Here is a 24,738-nt window from a genome sequence, read left to right on the forward strand (position 1 = left end):
ACGGCACCGGGGGGTGCGTCGTCCGGCGCCTGCGGATCGGCCGCGGCGGCGCTAGTCCGCCGACAGCACGAACGACGTCTGGAGCTTGCCGAAACCGGGCGCCTTCGCCTCCAGCAGGTACGTCCCCGCCTTCGCCGACCCCGCGGGGGGCGTCGCGCACTGCGGAGCACTCGGCTTTCGGTCCCACTTCACCGGGTACGTGATGCTCTTCCCCGCCGGCGCCCGGAACACCAGACTCCCCGCGCCCTTGGGGCAGTCGGACGACGACCAGTACGCGTCGTCCCCGTCCGCCGGCGTGATCGTCAGCACCGCGCTCTTCGGTCCGAGATCGACCTTGCAGTCGGCGGACGACGTGTTCTTCACGGTGAGTTCGAACGTCGGCGTCTGGTCCGGCGCATAGGAGTTGTGCAGGCTGCGCAGGCCCAACGCCACCGCGCCGGACGTGCAGCCGGGCAGTGTGGAGGACGCAGGGATCCTGTCACCCGTACCGACGTCGCCGCCTGCGGAGCCCGAGGCGCCGGCCGCCCCGGAGGAGCCGGAGGGGTCCGAAGAACCGGAGGAGCCGTCGTCCGGGCCACCGGTGCCGCCGGAGGCGGAACCGTCCCCGTCGGAGTCCCCGCCGCCCGACTCGTCGCGGCCGCCGGGGGGTTGGCTGTACGCCGGCCCGGACCGGGACGGCCCCGGCGTGATCGTGTGCGCGGGGTTCTCGCCGTTGGATCCGTCGGCGTTCTTCTTGCCGCCACCGCCGCCGGCGGTGGCGATCCAGGTGATCACGAGCGCCAACAGGGCCAGCACGGACAGCAGTACGGCCCTCCGACGCCAGTAGATGGTGGAGGGAAGCGGCCCGACCGGATTGCGCAGAGATCCCACGGCGCAAACTGTACGAGAGATCGCGACGCTTGCTCGCCCCACCCGCCGCGCCCACACCAACTTTTCCGGATCATCATCCCGGCAACTGCCGTCGACGGCATGCTTCTTCACTCACCGCCACGCTCGGTGACCACGCGGTCACCCACGAGGCCCGCCAACCCGTGGCAGGATCGGAAGGCCATGACTGAGAAGCTTCACGCCCCCGTGATCGCCTGGTTCGACGCCCACGCCCGCGACCTCCCCTGGCGCCGCCCGGAGGCGGGCCCGTGGGGTGTGATGGTCAGCGAGTTCATGCTCCAGCAGACCCCGGTCAGCCGGGTGCTGCCCGTCTACGAGCAGTGGCTGGCCCGCTGGCCGCGCCCCGCCGACCTCGCGAAGGAGGCTCCGGGCGAGGCGGTGCGCGCCTGGGGCCGGCTCGGCTACCCGCGCCGGGCCCTGCGGCTGCACGGCGCCGCGATCGCCATAACGGAACGGCACGGCGGGGACGTGCCGACGGATCACGCGCAGTTGCTGGCGCTGCCGGGGATCGGCGAGTACACGGCAGCGGCCGTCGCCTCCTTCGCGTACGGGCAGCGGCACCCGGTGCTGGACACCAATGTCCGCCGGGTCTTCGCGCGCGCGGTGAGCGGTGTGCAGTACCCGCCGAACGCGACCACGGCCGCCGAGCGGCGGCTGGCCCGGGAGCTGCTTCCGGAGGACGAGCGGACCGCCGCCCGGTGGGCCGCCGCCTCCATGGAGCTGGGTGCACTGGTGTGCACGGCGAAGAACGAGGGCTGCGGGCGGTGCCCGATCGCCACGCAGTGCGCCTGGCGGCTCGCGGGCAAGCCGGAGCACGCGGGGCCGCCGCGGCGCGGGCAGACGTACGCAGGTACGGACCGGCAGGTGCGCGGCAAGCTGCTCGCCGTGCTGCGGGAGGCGCACGTACCGGTGCCGCAGGCGGTGTTGGACCGGGTGTGGCACGAGCCGGTGCAGCGCGCCCGCGCGCTCGACGGACTGGTCACGGACGGCCTGGTGGAGCCGCTGCCGGGCGGCCTGTACCGGCTGCCGCTCGGCTGACGGGCAGCCAAGTGACCGTCGTCGGGGGCCCGTTACCGGGCCACCAGGCCGACAAACCCTTAGATAGCCAGACATAACGGCCTCTTGCTTTACCCCGTTCCTCCTTCCGTTACACAACCGACGGATAGCCGATTGCTAGCCGCAGGCTGGTCCGCACAGCCCCGTGACAACCACTCCGTAGCTTCTTTTCCGTGCCCGGCAGATCACGCGGCACGGGGACGCAGGGCTTCAGGCGTGAGCCGGAGCGAACGGGGAACGGAGGCGGTTGATCATGGCGCAGGGCGAGGTGCTCGAATTCGAGGAGTACGTCCGCACCCGGCAGGACGCGCTGCTGCGCAGCGCGCGCCGGCTGGTACCGGACCCCGTCGACGCCCAGGATCTGCTGCAGACCGCGCTCGTGCGGACGTACGGCCGCTGGGAGGGCATCGCCGACAAGCGGCTCGCCGACGCCTACCTGCGCCGTGTCATGATCAACACGCGCACCGAGTGGTGGCGGGCACGCAAGCTGGAGGAGGTCCCGACCGAGCAGCTGCCGGACGCCTCCGTGGAGGACTCCACCGAGCAGCACGCCGACCGGGCCCTGCTGATGGACATCATGAAGGTGCTCGCACCGAAGCAGCGCAGTGTCGTGGTGCTGCGACACTGGGAGCAGATGTCCACGGAGGAGACGGCCGCCGCCCTCGGCATGTCGGCCGGTACGGTCAAGAGCACGCTGCACCGGGCGCTCGCCCGGCTCCGCGAGGAGCTGGAGGCCCGCGATCTGGACGCACGCGCGCTGGAGCGTGAGGAGCGGGAGCGTTGCGCGGCCTGACCGGGGCCGGGCCTGACCAGGCCCGAGGCAGTTCATTGGCGGTGATCGCGGCGGTGGCCTCGATCACCGCCCTCGCCCTTTTCGTCGCCGCCTGCGGGGGTGGCGGCACGGGAGCCCGGGACGAGGGACCGGCACACGCCTCCGCGGTGGCGGGCGCCGTCGCCTCGCCGTCGCCGAGCCCGTCCGCCGGCTACCGGCAGGTGGACGCGGTGTCGCTGATCAAGAAGGACCCGGCGGTGTCCGCGACGGTGAAGCGGGAGCTGAAGCCGTGCGGCGGCGACGAGTACCCGGTCGACGTCTCCTACGGCGATCTGACCGGCGGATCCGTCAACGACGTCGTCGTCAACGTGCTGACCTGCAGCGACTACGTGGGCATCGGCTCGTACGTGTACCGGGACGAGAACGGCACCTTCAAGAACGTCTTCAAGAACGAGGAGTCGCCGGTCTACGCCGAGATCGACGGCGCCGACCTGACCGTGACCAAGCAGGTGTACGAGTCGGACGATCCGGTCTCCAACCCGTCCAGGGAGACCGTGCTCACCTACAGCTGGAGAGCGGGACGCTTCGCCCAGACAGAGAGCCACGAAACCGACTACAGCAAGGCCGTCGGCGGCGACGAAGCGACGCCCGTGCCGGACAACTGACCCCCGCCCCCTACACACAACGAGGACTGAGAGCACCGGGATGGCAGACCAGACCCACGTCCTGTTCGTCGAGGACGACGACGTCATCCGCGAGGCCACCCAGCTGGCCCTGGAGCGGGACGGCTTCGCGGTCACCGCGATGCCCGACGGCCTGTCGGGCCTGGAGGCGTTCCGGGCCGACCGCCCCGACATCGCGCTCCTGGACGTCATGGTCCCCGGTCTGGACGGCGTCAGCCTCTGCCGCCGCATCCGGGACGAGTCGACGGTTCCGGTGATCATGCTGTCGGCGCGCGCCGACTCCATCGACGTCGTCCTAGGCCTCGAGGCGGGCGCCGACGACTATGTGACCAAGCCGTTCGACGGCGCCGTGCTGGTGGCGCGGATCCGCGCGGTGCTGCGCCGGTTCGGGCACGCCGGCGGGGCCGCGCCCGCGGAGGCGTCCGCCTCCGCGGCCAACGGCGGCGCGCTGACCTTCGGCGATCTGGACATCGACACCGAGGGCATGGAGGTGCGCCGGGCCGGGCAGCCGGTGGCGCTCACCCCGACCGAGATGCGGCTGCTGCTGGAGTTCTCCTCCGCGCCGGGCACCGTGCTCTCCCGCGACAAGCTGCTGGAGCGCGTGTGGGACTACGGCTGGGGCGGGGACACCCGGGTCGTCGACGTGCATGTGCAGCGGCTGCGCCAGAAGATCGGCCAGGACCGGATCGAGACGGTCCGCGGCTTCGGCTACAAGTTGAAGGCCTGAGCGGGGCGGACATGCGGGGGATCCTTCGGCGGCCGGTACTGCGCGTGGAGCGCGCGGGCCTCAGGACCGGGCTCAGATGGAAGCTCAGCGCGGCGATCGCGCTGGTGGCGGGGCTGGTGGCGATCGCGCTCAGCCTGGTCGTGCACAACGCGGCCCGGGTCTCGATGCTGGACAACGCACGTGACCTGGCCAACGAGCGGGTGCAGATCGCCCAGCGCAACTACGAGCAGAAGCGCGGGCCGAACTTCCCCAGCATCAAGGTCGACGATCCCGAACTCCCGCTCGCGCTGCGGGAGAAGGTCGAGCAGGGCCGCCGGGCCAGCGACGTCTCCGACCACGGCGGGGTACCGGACATCTGGGCCGCCGTACCGGTCAAGGACGGGCATGTGCTGTCCCTGCACAGCCACCTGCCGGACCGCTCCATCGACGTGATGAAGGACCTCGACCAGGCCCTGGTCATCGGCTCCGTCGCGGTCGTGCTGGGCGGCAGCGCGCTCGGTGTGCTGATCGGCGGGCAGCTGTCCCGGCGGCTGCGCAAGGCGGCGGCCGCCGCGAACCAGGTCGCCAAGGGCGAGACCGAGGTCCGGGTACGGGAGGCCATCGGCGGGGTCGTCCGGGACGAGACCGACGATCTCGCGCGCGCGGTGGACGCCATGGCGGACGCGCTGCGGCAGCGTATCGAGGCCGAGCGGCGGGTCACCGCCGACATCGCGCACGAGCTGCGCACCCCGGTGACGGGTCTGCTGACCGCCGCCGAACTCCTGCCGCCCGGCCGGCCGACCGAACTGGTCCTGGACCGGGCCAAGGCCATGCGCACGCTCGTCGAGGACGTGCTGGAGGTCGCCCGCCTCGACGGGGCCTCCGAGCGGGCCGAGCTGCAGGACATCATGCTGGGCGAGTTCGTCGTGCGGCGCGTCGCCGCCAAGGATCCGGACATCGTCGTACGGGTGGTGCACGAGTCGGAGGTCACCACCGACCCACGGCGGCTGGAGCGGGTGCTGTTCAACCTGCTCGCCAACGCGGCCCGGCACGGCAGGCCGCCGATCGAGGTGACCGTCGAGGGCCGGGTCATCCGGGTCCGGGACCACGGCCCCGGCTTCCCCGAGGAGCTGCTCGCCGAGGGCCCGAGCCGGTTCCGCACCGGCAGCAAGGACCGGGCCGGGCAGGGGCACGGCCTGGGGCTGACCATCGCGGCCGGCCAGGCCCGGGTGCTGGGCGCCCGTCTGACGTTCCGTAACGTACGCCCCGCCGGAGCCCCCGCCCATGTGCCCGCGGAAGGCGCGGTGGCCGTCCTGTGGCTTCCGGAACACGCCCCGACGAACACCGGCAGCTACCCGATGATGCCTCCCTCCGGCGGCACCGCCTGAGCACGCGGGGGACCCCACCCTGGCGTGCCCCCCGCATGCCGCCCACGGCGAGATCGCCGCGCGCCTCGGCGCCACTGGCCGGGCGTCTCGCCGTGGACGTCCTTGAAGGCGCGCAGGAAGCGGTACCGCGAGTACCCGGCGTGTGCCGCCGGCGCGTCCGGGTCGGGGCCCTGGTCGGCCCGGTCCCGGTCCGTCGTGTCCCCGGCCGGGCAGCAGCCCGCACCGTGCGGCGGGCGGCGACGGCGAAGGCCCCTGGGCGGATGCCAGGGGCCTTCGGGAAGAGCGGGTCAGACGGTCTCGACCACCGGAGCCGGCACCCTGTCGTCGCCGCCCTCCGCGGGAGCTTCCTTCTGGGGACCGCTGCGCAGCGGCACCTCCTTGACGAACAGCCCCGCGACCAGCACCAGCGCCGCGATCGCCGCGCCCAGCAGGAACGCCGAGTGGACACCGGCGGACACCGCGTGCTGGTACGCCTCCCGGGCCACCGCCGGCAGCTTGTCCAGGCTCTCCTTGTCCAGCTGCGCCGAGTTCTGGGTGATGCTCGCGCCCGCCGCGCCGGCCTTCTCGGCCATGACGTCCTGGACCCGGTGGTTGAACAGCGCGCCCATGATGGCCACACCGAAGGAGGAACCGAGCGTACGGAACAGGGTCGCGGACGAGGACGCGACGCCCATGTCCTTCATCTCCACGCTGTTCTGCGCCACCAGCATGGTGATCTGCATCAGGCAGCCCATGCCCGCGCCGAGCACGGCCATGTAGATGCCGGAGGTCAGCCGGCTCGTCTCCGTGTCCAGCAGCGACAGCAGGTACAGGCCGACGACCATCAGGGCGCCGCCGACGAGCGGGAAGATCTTGTAGTGGCCGCTGTTGGTGGTGACCCGGCCGGCGATCATCGAGGTCGCCAGCATCGCGCCGAGCATCGGCAGGAGCAGCAGACCGGAGTTGGTCGCGGAGGCACCCTGCACCGCCTGCTGGTACAGCGGCAGGAACAGCGTGGCCCCGTACATCACGAAACCGGCGATGAAGGCGATGAGCGCCATCAGGGTGAAGTTGCGGCTCTTGAAGATGTGCAGCGGCAGGACCGGGTCGGCGGCCTTGGTCTGCCAGAACACGAACCCGACCAGCGAGGCCACACCGATGCCGATCAGCTCCATGATCCGGGCGGAGGTCCAGGCGTACTCGGTGCCGCCCCAGGTGGTGACCAGGACGATGGAGGTGATGCCGACGGTGAGCAGCACGACGCCGAGGTAGTCGATGCCCGTCTCGGCGCGCTTCTTCGGCAGGTGCAGCACGGCGGCGATCAGCGCGAGCGCGACCGCGCCGAGCGGCAGGTTGATGTAGAAGGTCCAGCGCCAGCCCCAGTTGTCGGTGATGGTGCCGCCGACCAGCGGGCCGCCGATCATCGCCAGCGCCATGACGCCGGCCATCATGCCCTGGTACTTACCGCGCTCCCGCGGCGGTACGAGGTCGCCGATGATCGCCATGACACCGACGATCAGACCACCGGCGCCGAGTCCCTGCACGGCCCGGAACCCGATCAGCTCGCCCATGCCCTGGGCCATGCCGCTCAGCACCGAACCGATCAGGAAGAGCACGATCGAGGTGAGGAAGGCGCCCTTGCGCCCGTACATGTCACCGACCTTGCCCCAGACCGGGGTCGAGGCCGCGGTGGCCAGGATGTACCCGGTGACCACCCAGGACAGGTGCTCCAGGCCGCCCAGCTCCCCGACGATCGTCGGCATGGCGGTACCCACGATCATGTTGTCGAGCATCGCGAGCATCATCGCGATCATGAGCGCGAGCACCACGACGCGGGTGCTCTTCTCCTGCTTGCTCTCCGTCACGCCTTCGACAGCGTCCGCCATCTTTCCCCAACTCCCCCTGCGACAGTTACTTACTTGCCGCCCGGCTAGTTCACTACACTGGGAAGGTAGAGCTGCTACTAGCCGGGCGTCAAGTAAGTTTCCGTGGAAGCGCGAGGAGTACGAGGATGGGCGGCACCATGGACGGCACCAAGCAGCAGCGCCGCGGCAACACCCGCCAGCGCATCCAGGACGTAGCCCTCGAACTCTTCGCGGAGCAGGGGTACGAGAAGACCTCCCTGCGCGAGATCGCCGAGCGTCTCGACGTCACCAAGGCGGCCCTGTACTACCACTTCAAGACGAAGGAAGAGATCATCGTCAGCCTCTTCGAGGACCTGACGAAGCCGCTCGAGGACTTGATCGAGTGGGGCCGGGAGCAGCCGGACACCCTGGAGATCAAGCAGGAGATCATCCGCCGCTACAGCGAGGCGCTGGCCGAGGCGGCACCGCTCTTCCGCTTCATGCAGGAGAACCAGGCGACGGTACGGGAACTGCGCATCGGCGAGGCCTTCAAGGACCGGCTGCGCGGCTTCAGGGACATCCTCATCGACCCCGAGGCGCCGCTGGTGGAGCAGGTCCGCTGCGTCAGCGCGATGTTCACGCTGCACGCCGGGATGTTCGTGATGCAGGACCTGGAAGACGACCTCGAGAAGCGGCGCGCGGCCGTTCTCGAGGTCGCCATGGACCTGGTCACGCAGGCGCACGAGCGCACCCACGGGAAGGACTAGGTCAGACCTTCACACCCTTGGCGTGCAGGAACGCGACCGGGTCGACGGCGGAGCCGTAGTTCGGGGTCGTACGGATCTCGAAGTGCAGGTGCGGGCCGGTCGAGTTGCCGGTGGAGCCGGACAGGGCGATGTGCTGGCCGGTCTTGACGATCTGGCCGATCTTGACGTCGACCCGGGACAGGTGCGCGTACTGCGAGTAGGTGCCGTTGCCGTGCTTGATGACGACGGCGTTGCCGTACGCGGGGCCGTCACCGGCGCCGTTGGGGCCGGCCTTGACGACGGTGCCGCCGTGCGCGGCGACGACCTCGGTGCCGGTCGGCACGGCGAAGTCCTGGCCGCTGTGCTTGGCGACCCAGTGGCCGCCGGCCTGGGCGAAGCTCGCGGAGAGCGTGTACTTCTTCACCGGGTCGACCCAGGAAGAGGCGGACGGCGCGGCGGCGCTCGCGACCCCGGTTCCCAGCACAGCCGTGGCACCGATACCGGCAGCCAGGACGGCCACGCGGTTGCGGAGCGGGGACGTACGGGAAGAACGGGACGTGACGCGCTGGAACATTCGAAACCTCGTGGGCTCGGGGACAGAACGGCCATCCGGCGCAGAGACATTCGCCGGTGGAGCCATTCATTGGTAACCCGACACCCCATCCCGCCACAAAGGCCCGTTCTACGGCATCACGTAGTAGACGGCAGCAATTCACCCACTTCTTGACATGCCGGACGCCTACGACCGCCCAGTTGAACTGGGCGTTTCATGCACCACATTCAAGGAATGTCCTTTTTGCCCCATTACGTACAACACGATCCCGCTTAGTACAGCCCTTTCCCCTTGTGTGCCATGTCACCGGACACCCAGGCACCGAAGCGGCGAATGTGACCTGGGCCTCTTGGTTCCCGCCGGGGAAATGTGACCCAGGCCTCTCGGTAGGGCGCGGACAAATGCGACTCAGTCCAATAAATCCCTTGGGAAGGTGACCCAGGTCTCCCTGTTTCTCCCGGAGAAAAGTGACGCAGACCTCTAGGCACCTACCCATCGGTAACCCTACGGTTCCTCACGCGCCACCCTCACCTCAGATCATGCCCCTGACATTCAGGCACGTGCACGGACGTGAGAGGACCCCACCGATGACCAGACGCCCCTGGGCGCTCCGGACAGCCGCCACCGCAGTCACCGTGGCCGCGCTCACCACACTGGCCGCCCCGGCCCAGGCCGCGGAAGCGACCGCGAGCAGCACCTCCGCCACGGCCGATGCCACCAAGGTCGACTACGCCACCTGGCAGCAGGACTGCCAGTCGGTGATGAGCCAGGCCCTGCCGTACCTGAAGGCGCGCATCGCCGCCGCGAAGCCCGGCGAGAAGCAGGCGATCGTCTTCGACATCGACAACACCACGCTGGAGACCGACTTCGGCTTCAGCTACCCGCAGCCGGCCAACAAGCCGGTGCTGGACGTCGCCCGGTACGCCCAGGACCACGGCGTTTCCCTGTTCTTCGTCACCGCTCGTCCGGGCATCATCTACTGGCCCACCGAGTACAACCTCGAGCACGACGGCTACGACGTCTCCGGCCTCTACGTCCGCGGTCTGTTCGACCTCTTCAAGGACGTCGCCGCCTACAAGACCGCCCAGCGCGTCGACATCGAGAACCAGGGCTACACGATCGTCGCGAACATCGGCAACAGCGCCACCGACCTGTCCGGCGGCCACGCCGAGAAGACGTTCAAACTGCCGGACTACGACGGGCAGTTGTCGTAGCCCCTCCGGGATTCGGCGCTCTCGGAAGACATGCGCGCGAGCGCACGCGAAAGGGGCCGGTGCTCGAAAGCACCGGCCCCTTTCGTCGACCGTGACGCTTACGCGTCCTTGCTCAGGTTCGGCCCGGCACCACCGGCCGCCTGCTCGATCGGCGGGACGTCGGGAAGCGCCGACTTCTCCTCACCCCGGAAGGTGAAGGTCTGGGCATCGCCCTCGCCCTCGGTGTCCACGACCACGATGTGACCGGGGCGCAGCTCGCCGAAGAGGATCTTCTCCGAGAGCGTGTCCTCGACCTCGCGCTGGATCGTGCGGCGCAGCGGACGCGCGCCCAGCACCGGGTCGTAACCCTTCTTGGACAGCAGCTCCTTGGCGGACTGGGACAGCTCGATGCCCATGTCCCGGTCCTTCAGGCGCTCGTCCACCTTGCCGATCATCAGGTCGACGATCCGCAGGATGTCCTCCTGCGTCAGCTGCGGGAAGACGACCACGTCGTCGACGCGGTTGAGGAACTCGGGACGGAAGTGCTGCTTCAGCTCGTCCGAGACCTTGTTCTTCATGCGCTCGTAGTTCGACTTCGTGTCACCCGCGGCCGCGAAGCCGAGGTTGAAGCCCTTGGAGATGTCCCGGGTGCCGAGGTTGGTCGTCATGATGATGACCGTGTTCTTGAAGTCCACGACCCGGCCCTGGGAGTCGGTCAGGCGACCGTCCTCCAGGATCTGCAGCAGCGAGTTGAAGATGTCGGGGTGGGCCTTCTCGACCTCGTCGAAGAGGACGACGGAGAACGGCTTGCGGCGTACCTTCTCGGTCAGCTGGCCGCCCTCCTCGTAGCCCACGTAGCCGGGGGGCGAACCGAAGAGACGCGACACCGTGTGCTTCTCGCTGAACTCCGACATGTCGAGGGAGATCAGCGCGTCCTCGTCACCGAAGAGGAACTCGGCGAGCGCCTTGGACAGCTCGGTCTTACCGACACCGGACGGGCCGGCGAAGATGAACGAACCACCCGGACGCTTCGGGTCCTTCAGACCCGCACGCGTACGGCGGATCGCCTTCGACAGCGCCTTGACGGCGTCGTTCTGGCCGATGACCCGCTTGTGCAGCTCCTCCTCCATACGGAGCAGGCGGCTGGACTCCTCCTCGGTCAGCTTGAAGACCGGGATGCCGGTGGCCGTGGCGAGGACCTCGGCGATCAGCTCGCCGTCGACCTCGGCGACGACGTCCATGTCGCCGGCCTTCCACTCCTTCTCCCGCTTCGCCTTGGCGGCCAGGAGCTGCTTCTCCTTGTCGCGCAGGGAGGCGGCCTTCTCGAAGTCCTGCGAGTCGATCGCGGACTCCTTGTCCCGGCGGACGGCGGCGATCTTCTCGTCGAACTCGCGCAGGTCCGGCGGAGCGGTCATCCGGCGGATGCGCATCCGGGAACCGGCCTCGTCGATCAGGTCGATCGCCTTGTCCGGCAGGAAGCGGTCCGAGATGTAGCGGTCGGCCAGGGTGGCGGCCTGGACCAGTGCCTCGTCCGTGATGGAGACGCGGTGGTGCGCCTCGTACCGGTCACGCAGGCCCTTGAGGATCTCGATCGTGTGCGGCAGGGACGGCTCGGCGACCTGGATGGGCTGGAAGCGGCGCTCGAGGGCGGCGTCCTTCTCCAGGTGCTTGCGGTACTCGTCCAGGGTGGTCGCACCGATGGTCTGCAGCTCACCGCGGGCCAGCATCGGCTTCAGGATGGAGGCCGCGTCGATGGCGCCCTCGGCGGCACCCGCACCGACCAGCGTGTGCAGCTCGTCGATGAACAGGATGATGTCGCCGCGGGTGCGGATCTCCTTGAGCACCTTCTTCAGGCGCTCCTCGAAGTCACCGCGGTAGCGGGAGCCGGCGACCAGGGCGCCGAGGTCAAGCGTGTAGAGGTGCTTGTCCTTGAGCGTCTCGGGCACCTCGCCCTTGACGATGGCCTGGGCGAGACCCTCGACGACGGCGGTCTTGCCGACGCCGGGCTCACCGATCAGCACCGGGTTGTTCTTGGTACGGCGGGACAGCACCTGCATGACCCGCTCGATCTCCTTCTCGCGCCCGATGACCGGGTCGAGCTTGGACTCACGAGCGGCCTGGGTGAGGTTCCGGCCGAACTGGTCCAGGACGAGAGAGGTCGAGGGCGTGCCCTCGGCCGGGCCGCCGGCGGCGGCGGTCTCCTTGCCCTGGTAACCGGAGAGCAGCTGGATGACCTGCTGCCGCACCCGGTTGAGGTCTGCGCCCAGCTTGACCAGGACCTGGGCGGCGACGCCCTCGCCCTCACGGATCAGGCCGAGCAGGATGTGCTCCGTGCCGATGTAGTTGTGGCCCAGCTGAAGAGCCTCGCGGAGCGACAGCTCCAGGACCTTCTTGGCACGGGGGGTGAAGGGGATGTGCCCGGACGGGGCCTGCTGGCCCTGACCGATGATCTCCTCCACCTGCTGGCGGACCGCCTCAAGCGAAATGCCGAGGCTCTCCAGGGCCTTAGCGGCGACACCTTCGCCCTCGTGGATGAGACCCAGGAGGATGTGCTCGGTGCCGATGTAGTTGTGGTTGAGCATCCGGGCTTCTTCCTGAGCCAGGACGACAACCCGCCGCGCGCGGTCGGTGAACCTCTCGAACATCGTTAATCGCTCCTCAGAGCGGTCAGGCAGTGGGGGGAACTTCCCCTCCCTGTCCTTCCGCAGCTTAGTCCCGCAAGCGGGGACCGCTCATTCCAACTGCCGACACCGTCGATGGCCTCCTGACCCCGAACGCCGACATCTGCTCCAACCCGATGGTGCGAGACGATGTTCCCGCAGGCCAGGCAGTTACCCCACTCGCCAGTACGCCGATGGCGAACGTGAGACGGCCCGTACTGCGTGTCGCCCCCTCCCACTAGGCATGTCTTACCCGCAGGGACTGACACTCCATGCCGCGCGCACCGGTTCCCTCCGCTATGGGCGAACAACCTTGCGCCTCCCCCGCGCCTCACGCGCCCTCTTTTCCGGCACCCTGCGCATTCGACAAAGCACCCAGCGTAACCCGGGGCTCGCTTCGGCGGTTGCGCTTGGCATGGCTCGCTCGGCCCCCACGACGCCCTCGGAAACCCATACGGTCCCCCTTCCCCGCCGGGCCCCCGGTCCGGAACCGGAATCACCCTGTGCTCTCCCGGCCGATCCGGACGCCTGGACCCGGCACTGGTACGAGAACGATCTGGGGTGGGCGACAGTGCCCGGACGGCCGCTGCGGCTGCGCACCGGAATGCGGTTCGACGTCCTGGACGTACCGGCCGAGGCGGGCGCGGGCGCGCTCCGGCATCTCGCACCGGGCTCTCCGGTGGCCCTGCTGGGCGACCGGATGGGGCTGCTGGTGGCCGCGGGCAGCGCTGAGGAGCTGCCGGGGCTGCTGGACTGGCTGGAGTGGAGCGCCGTCACCCTCGATCTGCGGGTGCTGGGCCTCGGGGACACCATGGCGGCGCCGACGGCGTCCTGCGACGGCGCGGTTCCCGTGCGTGCCGGTTCCGTACCGGGGGGCGCCGTGTGGCTGCGCCCCCCCGGCCAGGGGTGCGAGGTCGAGGCCTCGCTGCCGGCACTGCCGGCCGTAGGGCGCGAGGGGAGCGCCCCCGATCTCGTGCGACTGGTGGACACGGTGGCAGCAGGGTGTCACCGGGTCCGGTTGCGGCGCGCGTGCGCCGGACCGCCCGACCGACGGGACAGACCGTCGGCGTACTCATAGGCGGCGCGGAATCAGCCGTTGGCCTTCTCGTAGGCCTCGCGGATGGACGCGGGAACACGGCCGCGGTCGTTGACCTCGTAACCGTTCTCCTTCGCCCAGGCGCGGATCGCCGCGGTGTCCTGGTTGCCGCCGGAAGCGACACGCGCCTTTCCACGTCCGCCCGAAGCACGGCCGCCGGTACGACGACCACCCTTCACATACGCGTCGAGAAGGCCGCGCAGCTTGTCCGCATTGGCGGTCGTGAGGTCGATCTCGTAGGTCTTGCCGTCCAGCGCGAACGTCACGGTCTCGTCCGCCTCGCCGCCGTCGAGGTCGTCGACAAGAAGGACCTGAACCTTCTGTGCCACCGGATTTCCTTTCATCGATAACGTTCAGGGTCAGGGGGTGTGCGGCGTCCGCCGTTTCGCCGCCCCTGTTATATGCAGTACTGCAGTACGTCGGAAAGCAAACCGCTTTTGCCGGAAAAACACAAACCCCTGGGAGAGACCCAGGGGACCGCCCCCGTCCGGAAACATGCGCGTTTCGGACATAGGGAACCGGGGCAATGACGATCACAGATGCAGAAGCATCCGGCTGTTGCCCAAGGTGTTCGGTTTCACTCGTTCGAGACCGAGGAACTCCGCGACGCCCTCGTCATAGGAACGCAACAGCTCCGCGTACACATCGGTGTCGACCGGTGTCTCGCCGATCTCCACGAAGCCGTGCTTCCCGAAGAAGTCGACTTCGAAGGTCAGGCAGAAAACCCGGCGAACGCCGAGCCAGCGCGCGGTCTGCAGCAACTTCTCCAGCAACTGATGGCCGACGCCCGCGCCCTTGAGGCCGGGCTTCACCGCCAGAGTGCGGACTTCCGCCAGGTCCTCCCACATGACGTGCAGTGCACCGCAGCCGACCACCTCGGCGTTGTCGTCGCGTTCCGCGACCCAGAACTCCTGGATGTCCTCGTAAAGGGTGACCATGGCTTTGTCGAGCAGGATGCGGTCGCGGACGTAGGCGTCGAGGAGGTGGCGTACGGCCGGGACATCGCTGGTCCGGGCCCTCCGGACGGTGATGGCTTTTGCGGAGACTTCGGGACGCTCTGCTGACATGAGCGGACGCTATCGCCCGTCGCCGTCCTCCGCCGAGCCGGGGTTCTCCTCTTGCCCGGCTTCGGGGGGCTCCTGTTGCCGGGCCACCTGTTGCTGAGCTTCCGGCCGGGCTTCGGGGGCTTCCTGGGTTTGTTCCGGGCCCTGGACGATGCGTACGGCGTCCCTGAGGGCCTGCCGCTGTTCCTCGCTCATCATCCCGAAGAAGGCCACGAGAGCGGCGGCCGGGTTGTCGCTCTGCGACCAGGCGTCGTTCATCAGGGCGGCGGCGTACGCGGCTCGCGTGGAGACGGCCTCATATCGATAGGCGCGCCCTTCCGCCTCGCGGCGCACCCAGCCCTTCTGATGGAGATTGTCCAAAACGGTCATCACGGTGGTGTACGCGATGGAGCGTTCCTGCTGCAGGTCTTCCAGGACTTCTCGAACGGTCACCGGGCGGTTCCACTTCCACACCCGCGTCATGACCGCGTCTTCGAGTTCTCCCAATGGGCGAGGCACAGCTCAGAACAATAGTGGGAGATCCCGGCAATGGCGTGCCGGACGTGCGCTAAGCCGACAAATAGGAACAAAAAGGGCGTACGACTCGCAGGACGCGGTCCGCCCCACAGGCGTCGACGCGCACGGAGCCGTACACCGGCGGGCGCCCCGACGGGCGCCGCCCGCTCAGGCCTTGCCGCCGCCGGCGGAGGCCTGGCGCGCACCCTCCGCGCGCGCGAGTGCGGCGTCGACGGCCGCGTCCTCCTTGGCCTTGGCCGCCCCGCCCTGGGTCTTCACGATCACCCTGACCACACCGATGAAGAACGCGGCCATGACGATGGGGGGCACGAGCGCGGAGACATAGTCCATGCCACCAGAGTAGCCATGCGAAAACGGCCGAAAGGGCCCGGGGGCGCGAACACGCGCGCCCCGTGCGGCGGGGGCCCGGTGCTCAGCCGGCGGCCAGTCGGCGGCTCCCGGCCGCGTCCGCCGGGGGCGTCGGCTTGCGGCGCGGAAACACCTCGCCCGGCGTGGGGATGGGCCGCTTCGGCGCGGCCGGTTCCGGAGCGGGCCGGGCCGGGGAGGTCGGCGCGGGCGCCGGCGCGGGCTTGGGAGCGGGCTTCTGAGCGGGTTTCGGCGGCTCCTCGGCCTGCCGTGCGCCGACACCGCCCGCACCGCCGGGAAGGGCCAGCAGACGGGCACGGGAGGGCGGTACGGCGGGGGCCGGGACCTTGCGCGCGCCCTGAGCGAACCGGGCCCGTACGTCCTGCTCGGCCAGCGCCTGACAGCGGTCCAGGAGGGCGGCCGCAGCCGGGTTCCCGCGCAGTGCCCGGAGCGCGGCGAGGTCGTCGGACGTCGGCCGGTGCCCGGCGCCCAGCGCCTCCTCCAAAAGGCCCAGATAGCCGGCGGCGGTGCCCGGAAGGGCGGCGCGGTACCGCCCGAGGTCGGCCACCAGGAAGGCGCGAAGCCTGACGCCCTCGCACATCGCCTCGTCGAGCGACTCGGCGAGCCGGAAGCAGTCCTGGACGTCCTCGGCGGACGCTTGGCCGGGGTGAAGGGCGAGGGCGAGGGCGCGGCGGAGCACACGCAGCTCCTCCGCACCGAACGCCATGCCGCCGCGGGATCCGTATGGCGTGGGCATGCGGCGACGCTACCGCTAATCGGACAAAAGTGACGGATCAGGATGTTATGTCGCCGCGTGTCGCTTCCGGTTTCCCCCGACCGGGGTCACACACCGGTCGGCACCCCACCGGGGCGCCGGCCACCTCACAGACGCGAGACGTTCCGCTCGTACACCAGGCGCAGCCCGATCAGCGTCAGCCACGGCTGGTGCTCGTCGATCACGGAGGACTCCCCCAGCACCATCGGCGCGAGCCCGCCCGTGGCGATCACCGTGACGTCGTCCGGGTCGTCGGCCAGCTCCCGGGCCATACGGCTGACGACCCCGTCGACCTGCCCGGCGAACCCGTACACGATGCCCGCCTGCATGGCCTCGACGGTGTTCTTGCCGATCACGCTGCGCGGCCGGGCCACCTCGATCTTCCGCAGCTGCGCGCCCTTGACGCCGAGCGCCTCCACGGAGATCTCGATGCCGGGCGCGATGACGCCGCCGACGTACTCCCCGCGCGCGGAGACCGCGTCGAACGTGGTCGCCGTACCGAAGTCGACGACGATCGCCGGGCCGCCGTACAGCTCGACGGCCGCGACCGCGTTGATGATCCGGTCGGCGCCGACCTCCTTGGGGTTGTCGGTGAGGATCGGCACGCCCGTCTTCACGCCGGGCTCGACCAGGACGGCGGGCACGTCACCGTAGTAGCGCCGGGTGACCTCGCGCAGTTCGTGCAGGACCGAGGGGACGGTCGCGCAGATCGCGATGCCGTCGATGCCGTCGCCCAGTTCCTCGCCGAGCAGCGGGTGCATGCCCATCAGGCCCTGGAGCAGGACCGCCAGCTCGTCCGCCGTGCGGCGCGCGTCCGTGGAGATGCGCCAGTGCTCGACGATGTCCTCGCCGTCGAACAGACCGAGGACGGTGTGCGTGTTGCCGACGTCGATCGTGAGCAGCATGGCCGTTACTCCGCCTCGCGCAGGTCCAGGCCGATGTCCAGGATCGGCGAGGAGTGGGTGAGCGCGCCGACGGCCAGGAAGTCCACCCCGGTGTCGGCGTACGCGCGCGCGTTGTCGAGGGTGAGCCGGCCGGAGGCCTCCAGCAGCGCCCGGCCGCCGACGATGCCGACGGCCTCCGCGCACTCGCCGGGCGTGAAGTTGTCCAGCAGGATCAGGTCGGCGCCCGCGTCCACGACCTCGCGCAGCTGGTGCAGGGTGTCGACCTCGACCTCGATCGGCACCTCCGGGAAGGCCTCCCGTACGGCCTTGAAGGCCTGCGCGACGCCACCGGCGGCGACCACGTGGTTGTCCTTCACCAGAGCCGCGTCGGACAGCGACATGCGGTGGTTGACGCCCCCGCCGCAGCGCACGGCGAACTTCTCCAGCGAGCGCAGGCCCGGAGTCGTCTTCCGGGTGTCCCGCACACGCGCCTTGGTGCCCTCCAGGGCGTCCGCCCACGCGCGCGTGGCGGTCGCGATGCCGGACAGGCGGCACAGGATGTTCAGCGCGCTGCGCTCGGCGGTGAGCAGGTCACGCGTGCGTGCGGTGACCGACAGCAGCTTCTGCCCGGCCTGGACCCGGTCGCCGTCCTCGACATGCCGCTCGACCTCGAACTCGTCCGTGCAGACGACGGAGAGCACGGCCTCGGCGACCCGCAGGCCGGCCGCCACGCCCGCCTCGCGCGCGGTGAAGTCGGCGGTGGCCACCGCGTCCTCGGGGATGGTCGAGACGGTGGTCACGTCCACACCGCCGTCCAGGTCCTCCTGGATGGCGACGTTGGCGACGTCCTCGACCTCGATGGGGTCGAGCCCGGCGGCGGCCAGCAGCTCGGCGAGCGCGGGGTCGAGCCCGCACTCCAGGTACTCCTCGTCCCCCTCGGCGCCGCAGGCGCAGCCGTCGCCGCAGCCGCCGGTCGGGGCGAGGGGAAGGTCGTCGGTGCTCACGTCTGTCACTGCTCCTGGGGACGCTGGTGTTACCGGGTAGGGGGGAAGTCTGCGGTGTCGGTGGTGTGTACGGCCAGCGACCGGTCCGGGTTGAGCCGTACGACGATGTGGCGCCGCCAGTCGGTGTCGTCGCGCTCGGCGCGGTCCTCACGCCAGTGGCAGCCACGCGTCTCCTCGCGCAGCCGGGCGGCGGCGACCAGGACACGGGCCACGCACAGGAGGTTGGTGGCCTCCCAGGTGTCGACCCCGGGCTCGGCGGTCTTGCCGTTCTCCTCGAGCGCGTCACGGGCCTCGGAGTGCAGCCGCAGGAGCTGGTCCGCGGCCCGGGCGAGGGACTCCTCGGAGCGCAGCACACCGGCACCCTCGGTCATGATCCGCTGGATGGCGAACCGCGACTCGGGGGCGAGCAGCGGGTGCGCGGGCTTCGCGGGGTCCGGTACCGGTGCGGGAACGCGCGCGTGGAGGCCGTTCCCAGCGTGGGCGGCGGCGATGTCGGCGGCGATGCGCTCGGCGTAGACGAGGCCTTCGAGGAGGGAGTTGGAGGCGAGCCGGTTGGCACCGTGCACGCCGGTGCAGGCGACCTCCCCGCACGCGTACAGCCCGGGGACGGTCGTCCGTCCCCGCGCGTCGGTGCGGACGCCTCCGGAGGCGTAGTGGGCGGCCGGGGCGATCGGGATGGGCTCGGTGACCGGGTCGATGCCGTTGGCGCGGCAGGCGGCCAGGATGGTCGGGAAGCGCTGCTCCCACATCTCGGCGCCGAAGTGCCGGGCGTCGAGGAACATGTGCTCGGCGCCCCGCTCCAGCATCCGCCGCAGGATGCCCTTGGCGACGATGTCCCGGGGCGCCAGCTCGGCCAGCTCGTGCTGCCCGGTCATGAAGCGCACGCCGTCGGCGTCGACCAGATGGGCGCCCTCGCCGCGCACCGCCTCGGAGACGAGCGGCTGCTGCCCCTCGGCGTCGGCGCCGAGGAACAGCACGGTCGGGTGGAACTGCACGAACTCCAGGTCGGAGACCTCCGCGCCCGCCCGCAGCGCCAGCGCCACGCCGTCGCCGGTCGACACCGACGGGTTGGTGGTCGCGGAGAACACCTGGCCCATGCCGCCGGTCGCGAGGACCACCGCCGGGGCGTGCACGGCGCCCACGCCGTCGTGCTGGCCCTCGCCCATCACGTGCAGCGTGACACCGGCCGTACGGCCCTCGGCGTCGGTCAGCAGGTCCAGCACGAGCGCGTTCTCGATCGTGCGCACCCCACGCGCGTGCACGGCCTCCACGAGCGCCCGGGAGACCTCCGCGCCGGTGGCGTCGCCGCCCGCGTGCGCGATCCGGCGCCGGTGGTGGCCGCCCTCGCGGGTGAGGTGGATGTCGCCCTCGTCGTCGGTGTCGAAGTGCGCGCCGGTGGAGATCAGCCGCCGTACCGCGTCGGGCCCCTCGGTGACGAGGATCCGTACGGCCTCCTCGTCGCACAGGCCCGCGCCCGCGACCAGGGTGTCCTCGAGGTGCTGTTCGGGGGTGTCGCCCTCGCCGAGGGCGGCGGCGATGCCACCCTGCGCCCAGCGGGTGGAGCCGTCGTCGAGGCGGGCCTTGGTGACCACGACCGTCGTGAGGCCCGCGGCCTCGCAGCGCAGGGCGGCGGTCAGGCCGGCCACCCCGGAGCCGACGACGACCACGTCCGCCGAGATGTTCCACCCTGGGGCGGGTGCGTGCAGTCGTATGCCTGTGCTGGTCACGAGGCGGCTCCGAGAGATCCGAAGGTGAGGGGGAGGTTGTCGATCAGCCGGGTCGCGCCGACCCGGGCGGCGACGGCGAGGACGGCCTCGCCGGTGAAGCCGTCGCCGATCTCGGTGAAGTCTTCGGGGTCGACCAGGGCGAGGTAGTCCAGTTGCAGCGGCGGGTCCATGCGGGCGCCCTCGTCCAGGACCTGGCGGGCGGCGGCGCGGACGGCCGCCGGGCCGCCGGGCGCGGCCGTGGCCACCGCGTGCGCGTCGGCCGCCGCGCGGGACTCGCCTATGGCGCTGAGCGCCTCGGCACGCGCGTGCGTGGAGGGCACTTCGCGGGCCCGCGCGCGCAGCGCCTCCTGCGCGGCATGCCGGTCACGGCCCGCGAACAGCGCCCGGGACAGCGTGAGCGCGGTACGGCGCTCGTCGGGCGCCAGGTAGCGGTTGCGGCTGGACAGGGCGAGCCCGTCCTCCTCGCGCACGGTCGGCACGGAAACGATGTCGATGCCGAAGTTCAGGTCGCGCACCATGCGCCGGATCAGGGCCAGCTGCTGGGCGTCCTTCTGCCCGAACAGGGCCGCGTCGGGGCGGGTGAGGTGCAGCAGCTTGGCGACGACGGTGAGCACGCCGTCGAAGTGGCCGGGCCGCGAGGCGCCCTCGAGCCGCTCGCCCATGGGACCCGCGGTGATGCGCACCTGGGGTTCGCCGCCCGGGTACACCTCGTCCACGGAGGGTGCGAAGACGGCGTCCGCGCCCGCCTGCTCGGCGAGCTTCAGATCGGCGTCGAGGGTGCGCGGGTAGCGGTCCAGGTCCTCTCCCGCGCCGAACTGCAGCGGGTTGACGAAGACCGTGACGACGACCTCGCCGTCCGGCCCCGCGATCTCCCGCGCGGTGCGGATCAGGGTCGCGTGGCCCTCGTGCAGCGCGCCCATCGTCATCACGACGGCCCGGCGACCGCGGCGCACACGCGCGTGCAGCTCTTCGGCAGTGCTCAGCAGGGCGGTGCTCATCGGTCGTTCCCCTCGGTGCCGTTCGTGCCGTCGGTGCCGTCGGTGTCGTTCGCGTCGTTCGTGTCGTTCCTGCCACCGCTTCCGTCGGCGAGTACCCCGAGCAGGTCCTCGGCGAGTTCCGGCTTCAGCAGCCCGTGCGCGAGCGCGCGGTCGGCGGTCGCGCGGGCCATCGCCAGATAGCCGGCCACGGTCTGCGGGGCGTGCCTGCGCAGCTCGGTGACGTGCGCGGCGACGGTGCCGGCGTCCCCGCGCGCGACGGGCCCGGTGAGGGCGCCGTCACCGGAGCGCAGGGCGTTGTCCAGGGCGGCTCCGAGGAGCGGGCCGAGCATTCGGTCGGGCGCCTCCACGCCGGCCGCGCGCAGCAGCTCCATGGCCTGGGCGACCAGGGTGACCAGGTGGTTGGCGCCGAGCGCGAGGGCCGCGTGGTAGAGCGGGCGGTTCTCCTCGCTGATCCACTCCGGCTCGCCGCCCATCTCGATGACCAGGGCCTCGGCGGCCAGGCGCAGTTCCTCGGGCGCGGTGACGCCGAAGGAGCAGCCGGCGAGGCGCTGCACGTCCACGGGGGTGCCGGTGAAGGTCATCGCCGGGTGCAGGGCCAGCGGCAGGGCGCCCGCGCGCAGGGCGGGGTCGAGGACCTTCGTGCCGTACCGGCCGGAGGTGTGCACGAGCAGCTGGCCGGGGCGGACGGCACCGGTCTCGGCGAGCCCGGCGACCAGGCCGGGCAGGGCGTCGTCGGGGACGGTGAGCAGCACCAGGTCGGCGCGCTCGAGGACCTCGGCGGGCGGTACCAGCGGCACGTCCGGGAGCATCGTCTCGGCACGCCTGCGGGAGGCGTCGGAGACTCCGGAGACGGCCACCGGACGGTGCCCGGCGAGCTGGAGGGACGCGGCGAGCGCGGGGCCCACGCGTCCGGCGCCGACGACGCCGACGGTGAGCCGCGCGGGGCGGTCCTTGAGGTCTGGCTGGTGGACTGTACTCACGCTACGGCGGCCTTCCCGTTCCAGTCCGCTCTGGGTACCGGACGATGTACCGAACGATTTCTCGTCATGTTAACGCTATCTGGTCCGCCGCCGGGTGGTTGTCCACAGGCTGTGGGTTTCGCCACGCCGTCGGGCCGGGCCGCAGCGCGGAAATCCCGGTGCCCCCGCCGGTCCCGGCACGGCATCATCCACGGCATGACTGACACGGCCGGGCAGGGCAGCGAACAGGGCGGGGAACGATCGGCGCGGGAGCGGTTGCGGGACCGGCGCGCGGCCGCCCAGCGGGGGGCGCGCCGCACGCTGTCCCGCGCGGGCTGGGGAGGCTCCATCCGCGAACGTCTCGCGTACCTGACGGAGGCGGCGGCCGACGTCTACGACCTCGACGAGCCGGCCGACGTCTACGGCAACCGGATCGTGGCCGCCCTGGAGGAACGGGTCGCCGCGCTGCTCGGCACGGAGGCCGCCGCGTTCTTCCCGACGGGCACCATGGCCCAGCAGGTGGCCCTGCGCTGCTGGGCGGCCCGCACCGGGAACCCCACGGTCGCCCTGCACGCGCTCGCCCACCCCGAAGTGCACGAGCGGCATGCGTTCAGCCAGGTCAGCGGGTTGCGCCCGGTCAGGGTGACCAGCGAGCCCCGGTTGCCCACGGCCGCCGAGATACGCGACTTCGAAGAGCCCTTCGGGGCGCTGATGCTGGAACTGCCCCTTCGGGACGCCGGTTTCGTGCTGCCCACGTGGGAGGAGCTGACCGAGGTCGTCGAAGCGGCGCGGGAACGCGACGCGGTGGTGCACTTCGACGGCGCGCGCCTGTGGGAGTCCACCGTCCGCTTCGACCGCCCCCTGGAGGAGATCGCGGGCCTGGCGGACAGCGTCTACGTCTCGTTCTACAAGTCCCTCGACGGCTTCGGCGGCGCCGCGCTCGCCGGCCCGACGACCCTGATCGAGGAGGCGAGGACGTGGCGGCACCGGTACGGCGGCATGATCTTCCAGCAGTTCCCGACCGTCCTGTCCGCGCTCGTCGGCCTGGACCGTGAGCTGCCCCGGCTCCCCGAGTACGTGCGTCACGCGCGCGTGGTGGCCGCCGCGCTGCGCGAGGGCTTCGCGGCGGCCGGGGTGCCCTGGGCCCGCGTCCACCCGGAGCAGCCGCACACCCACGAGTTCCAGGTCTGGCTGCCGTACGAGCCGGACGTCGTGGCCGAGGCGGCCGTGCGCCAGGCCGAGGAGACCTCGGTGATGCTCTTCGCGAACGCCTGGGACGCCGGTGGGCCCGGCCTCGCGTGCACGGAGGTCGTCGTCCGGGCCCCGGGCCTGGAGTGGACGGCCGACGACGTCCGTGCAGCCGTACGCGACTTCGTGGACCGCCTGCCGGACAAGGTCTAGCCGAGGGCGCGCGAGCGCAGCCGGCGCTCCAGGACGCGCCGTAGCCGCCCGCGCGCCGGGCGCTCGGCGACGACCGCGCGGAAGCGCCGGTGGTCGGCCAGCTCGCGCATCGCGTCGAGGTCGTGCCGGCCGGGCGCGGGCGGTTCCGGATCGCCGTGCAGGCGGGCGCGGTAGCTGTCGAGGAGGTACTGCTGGGTGACGCTCATGGCGGATCGCCTTCTCGGGACGTGGACTGATCACTGACTGATCACCGACCGCTCGGTGACGGATCGGGCTCCGCGGCTGCCCCGGTGCCTCCAGGTTGCACCTGGCCAGGGCCGGTGTCCCGTGGATTGACGGCTGCCGTCAATCGGCGCGGGCGCTGTCAGTGGCCGCGTGCACGATGGAGGGCATGAGCGTGACCATCGACATCACCGGACTGCCGCTGGAGCGGGTCTCCGTCGTACCCTCCCCGCTCGCGGAGCTGGGGATGGCGCTGCACGCGCTCAGCGAGCCCGGCCACCACCCCGACCTTCAGGGCTGGGCGACCGCCGTCTCGACCCGGCTGGACCCGGGCCTGGCCGACCGGCTGTGCGAGGCGGACTTCCTGTGGCGCACGACGTTCTCGGACGTCTTCGCCCCCTTCGCCGGGATCCCCGGCGGCCGCGCGCTTCCCGGCGCCACCCTCGCCGAGGAACTGGACCAGCTGGACACGCTGACCGACGAACAGTTCGTCAACGCCGCGCTGGAGTTCACCTGCCAGCTGCGCTACGACCTCAAGGAGCCCGGCCCGCTGGACGACCCGGAGCTGCGCCGGCGCTCCCTGGAGCTGGCCGCCGCGCGCGGTGCCGTGCAGGAGCGGTTCACCCGCCGCCTGCTGGACGACCCGCCGACCGTCCGTGCCTGGTTCCGGCAGCTGATGCTCGACTGCGACGAGGCCTTCTTCGCCGACACCTGGGCCCGTATCCAGCCGCAGCTCGCCGCGGACGCCCGGCACAAGACCGAACTCCTGCGCCGCAAGGGGCTCGGCGAGGCCCTCTCGTCGCTGTCCGGGGCCGTCTCGCTGGACGAGGAGGCCGCGCTCGTCACGGTCGACAAGCTTCTCGTGGGCCGTACCGCGACCGGGGACGGCGGCCTGGTCCTGGTGCCGACCAGCCTCGGCTGGCCGCACCTGATGGTCCTGCACCGGTACGGCTGGCAGCCCTCGATCACCTACCCCGCCAGCGGCTCCCGCCCCCAGGCACCGTCCGTCGAACAGCTCACGCGCCGCCTGGAGGCCCTGGCCCACCCGGTGCGGATGCGGCTGTGCCGGCACCTCGCGCGAGCACCGCACACCACCAGCGAGCTGGCCGACGCGCACGGCATGTCGGCGCCGGAGATATCGCGGCACCTGGCGGTGCTGAAGAAGGCGGGCCTGATCACCGACTGCCGCCGCGGCCGGTACGTGCAGCACCAGTTGGACCTGTCCGCGGTCGCCCGGCTGGGCAGCGACTTCATCGAGGGCGTCCTGCGCTGAGGAGGA

25 protein-coding genes are annotated in these 24,738 nt (G+C 71.0%); 10 read left to right on the top strand and 15 right to left on the bottom strand.

Translation table 11 applies throughout. The features are described from left to right. Positions 1-51: 51 nt before the first annotated feature. Positions 52-870 (bottom strand): hypothetical protein, encoded by an 819-nt coding sequence (locus tag ACZ5CW_RS32890; RefSeq protein WP_468607878.1) that lies wholly within the window; start codon positions 868-870, stop codon positions 52-54. Between the two features lie 180 nt (positions 871-1,050). Here ACZ5CW_RS32890 and ACZ5CW_RS32895 point away from each other — a divergent pair, with 180 nt between their 5' ends. The 5 genes from ACZ5CW_RS32895 (at position 1,051) to cseC (ending at position 5,493) form a co-directional block, all read left to right on the top strand. After that, a complete protein-coding gene (locus ACZ5CW_RS32895; RefSeq protein WP_468607880.1) occupies positions 1,051-1,926 on the top strand; it encodes an HhH-GPD family protein in 876 nt (291 codons plus the stop codon). Positions 1,927-2,197: 271 nt separating this feature from the next. Beyond that, positions 2,198-2,737 (top strand): SigE family RNA polymerase sigma factor, encoded by a 540-nt coding sequence (locus ACZ5CW_RS32900; RefSeq protein ID WP_030177423.1) that lies wholly within the window; start codon positions 2,198-2,200, stop codon positions 2,735-2,737. Next, entirely contained in the window at positions 2,725-3,381 is a 657-nt protein-coding gene (locus tag ACZ5CW_RS32905; RefSeq protein WP_468607883.1) for a hypothetical protein, read from the top strand. Before ACZ5CW_RS32900 ends, ACZ5CW_RS32905 begins: the two co-directional genes overlap by 13 nt. A gap of 40 nt (positions 3,382-3,421) precedes the next feature. Further along, positions 3,422-4,126, top strand: coding sequence for a two-component system response regulator CseB (cseB, locus tag ACZ5CW_RS32910; protein ID WP_468607885.1), 705 nt, complete (start codon positions 3,422-3,424; stop codon positions 4,124-4,126). A gap of 11 nt (positions 4,127-4,137) precedes the next feature. Continuing rightward, positions 4,138-5,493, top strand: coding sequence for a two-component system sensor histidine kinase CseC (cseC, locus tag ACZ5CW_RS32915; protein WP_468607887.1), 1,356 nt, complete (start codon positions 4,138-4,140; stop codon positions 5,491-5,493). Between the two features lie 287 nt (positions 5,494-5,780). Here cseC and ACZ5CW_RS32920 read toward each other — a convergent pair whose 3' ends face one another. Further along, positions 5,781-7,358: an MDR family MFS transporter gene (locus ACZ5CW_RS32920; protein WP_468607889.1), complete on the bottom strand. Its 1,578-nt coding sequence runs from the start codon at positions 7,356-7,358 to the stop codon at positions 5,781-5,783. Positions 7,359-7,483: 125 nt separating this feature from the next. Here ACZ5CW_RS32920 and ACZ5CW_RS32925 point away from each other — a divergent pair, with 125 nt between their 5' ends. Then, a complete protein-coding gene (locus tag ACZ5CW_RS32925) occupies positions 7,484-8,083 on the top strand; it encodes a TetR/AcrR family transcriptional regulator (RefSeq protein WP_468607891.1) in 600 nt (199 codons plus the stop codon). 1 nt (position 8,084) lies between these two features. On the opposite strand, the gene ACZ5CW_RS32930 is transcribed toward ACZ5CW_RS32925, so the two are convergent. Beyond that, the gene (locus tag ACZ5CW_RS32930) at positions 8,085-8,636 is read right to left on the bottom strand and encodes a M23 family metallopeptidase (protein WP_468607893.1); all 552 of its coding nucleotides are present in this window, start codon (positions 8,634-8,636) and stop codon (positions 8,085-8,087) included. 566 nt (positions 8,637-9,202) lie between these two features. Between ACZ5CW_RS32930 and ACZ5CW_RS32935 the strand changes: the two genes are divergently transcribed. Beyond that, positions 9,203-9,829 (top strand): HAD family acid phosphatase, encoded by a 627-nt coding sequence (locus ACZ5CW_RS32935; RefSeq protein WP_468607895.1) that lies wholly within the window; start codon positions 9,203-9,205, stop codon positions 9,827-9,829. 98 nt (positions 9,830-9,927) lie between these two features. Here ACZ5CW_RS32935 and ACZ5CW_RS32940 read toward each other — a convergent pair whose 3' ends face one another. Next, a complete protein-coding gene (locus ACZ5CW_RS32940) occupies positions 9,928-12,453 on the bottom strand; it encodes an ATP-dependent Clp protease ATP-binding subunit (RefSeq protein WP_468607897.1) in 2,526 nt (841 codons plus the stop codon). Between the two features lie 430 nt (positions 12,454-12,883). On the opposite strand from ACZ5CW_RS32940, the gene ACZ5CW_RS32945 reads away from it, so the two are divergent. Further along, positions 12,884-13,546: an SCO3374 family protein gene (locus ACZ5CW_RS32945; protein WP_468607899.1), complete on the top strand. Its 663-nt coding sequence runs from the start codon at positions 12,884-12,886 to the stop codon at positions 13,544-13,546. Between the two features lie 11 nt (positions 13,547-13,557). On the opposite strand, the gene ACZ5CW_RS32950 is transcribed toward ACZ5CW_RS32945, so the two are convergent. The 10 genes from ACZ5CW_RS32950 to ACZ5CW_RS32995 form a co-directional block, all read right to left on the bottom strand. Continuing rightward, complete coding sequence (locus ACZ5CW_RS32950; protein WP_468607901.1) at positions 13,558-13,893, bottom strand: histone-like nucleoid-structuring protein Lsr2; 336 nt, start codon at positions 13,891-13,893, stop codon at positions 13,558-13,560. A gap of 204 nt (positions 13,894-14,097) precedes the next feature. Beyond that, entirely contained in the window at positions 14,098-14,631 is a 534-nt protein-coding gene (locus tag ACZ5CW_RS32955; RefSeq protein ID WP_360741056.1) for an amino-acid N-acetyltransferase, read from the bottom strand. A gap of 9 nt (positions 14,632-14,640) precedes the next feature. Continuing rightward, the gene (locus tag ACZ5CW_RS32960) at positions 14,641-15,090 is read right to left on the bottom strand and encodes a BlaI/MecI/CopY family transcriptional regulator (RefSeq protein ID WP_468607904.1); all 450 of its coding nucleotides are present in this window, start codon (positions 15,088-15,090) and stop codon (positions 14,641-14,643) included. Positions 15,091-15,291: 201 nt separating this feature from the next. Continuing rightward, positions 15,292-15,474, bottom strand: a complete 183-nt coding sequence (locus ACZ5CW_RS32965; RefSeq protein ID WP_468607906.1) for a hypothetical protein — start codon at positions 15,472-15,474, stop codon at positions 15,292-15,294. Positions 15,475-15,556: 82 nt separating this feature from the next. Further along, complete coding sequence (locus ACZ5CW_RS32970; RefSeq protein ID WP_468608101.1) at positions 15,557-16,216, bottom strand: hypothetical protein; 660 nt, start codon at positions 16,214-16,216, stop codon at positions 15,557-15,559. A gap of 155 nt (positions 16,217-16,371) precedes the next feature. Beyond that, positions 16,372-17,169, bottom strand: coding sequence for a type III pantothenate kinase (locus tag ACZ5CW_RS32975; RefSeq protein ID WP_030651508.1), 798 nt, complete (start codon positions 17,167-17,169; stop codon positions 16,372-16,374). A gap of 5 nt (positions 17,170-17,174) precedes the next feature. Beyond that, the gene (gene nadC / locus ACZ5CW_RS32980) at positions 17,175-18,152 is read right to left on the bottom strand and encodes a carboxylating nicotinate-nucleotide diphosphorylase (RefSeq protein WP_468607908.1); all 978 of its coding nucleotides are present in this window, start codon (positions 18,150-18,152) and stop codon (positions 17,175-17,177) included. Between the two features lie 29 nt (positions 18,153-18,181). Next, positions 18,182-19,879: an L-aspartate oxidase gene (locus tag ACZ5CW_RS32985; protein WP_468607910.1), complete on the bottom strand. Its 1,698-nt coding sequence runs from the start codon at positions 19,877-19,879 to the stop codon at positions 18,182-18,184. Next, entirely contained in the window at positions 19,876-20,877 is a 1,002-nt protein-coding gene (gene panC, locus ACZ5CW_RS32990) for a pantoate--beta-alanine ligase (RefSeq protein ID WP_468607912.1), read from the bottom strand. Before panC ends, ACZ5CW_RS32985 begins: the two co-directional genes overlap by 4 nt. Continuing rightward, the gene (locus ACZ5CW_RS32995) at positions 20,874-21,857 is read right to left on the bottom strand and encodes a Rossmann-like and DUF2520 domain-containing protein (protein ID WP_468607914.1); all 984 of its coding nucleotides are present in this window, start codon (positions 21,855-21,857) and stop codon (positions 20,874-20,876) included. The genes panC and ACZ5CW_RS32995 overlap by 4 nt, the downstream gene beginning before the upstream one ends. Before the next feature lie 195 nt (positions 21,858-22,052). Between ACZ5CW_RS32995 and ACZ5CW_RS33000 the strand changes: the two genes are divergently transcribed. Beyond that, positions 22,053-23,237: a threonine aldolase family protein gene (locus ACZ5CW_RS33000; RefSeq protein ID WP_468607916.1), complete on the top strand. Its 1,185-nt coding sequence runs from the start codon at positions 22,053-22,055 to the stop codon at positions 23,235-23,237. Here the strand turns inward: ACZ5CW_RS33000 and ACZ5CW_RS33005 are convergent. Continuing rightward, on the bottom strand, positions 23,234-23,443 hold the full coding sequence (locus ACZ5CW_RS33005; protein ID WP_468607918.1) for a hypothetical protein: 210 nt from the start codon (positions 23,441-23,443) through the stop codon (positions 23,234-23,236). The two genes, ACZ5CW_RS33000 and ACZ5CW_RS33005, sit on opposite strands and share 4 nt — an antisense overlap. Before the next feature lie 185 nt (positions 23,444-23,628). Here ACZ5CW_RS33005 and ACZ5CW_RS33010 point away from each other — a divergent pair, with 185 nt between their 5' ends. Beyond that, positions 23,629-24,732, top strand: coding sequence for a DUF5937 family protein (locus ACZ5CW_RS33010; protein ID WP_468607920.1), 1,104 nt, complete (start codon positions 23,629-23,631; stop codon positions 24,730-24,732). The last annotated feature ends 6 nt before the right edge of the window (positions 24,733-24,738 follow it).

It is taken from the genome of Streptomyces sp. NPDC031379 (assembly GCF_055569615.1).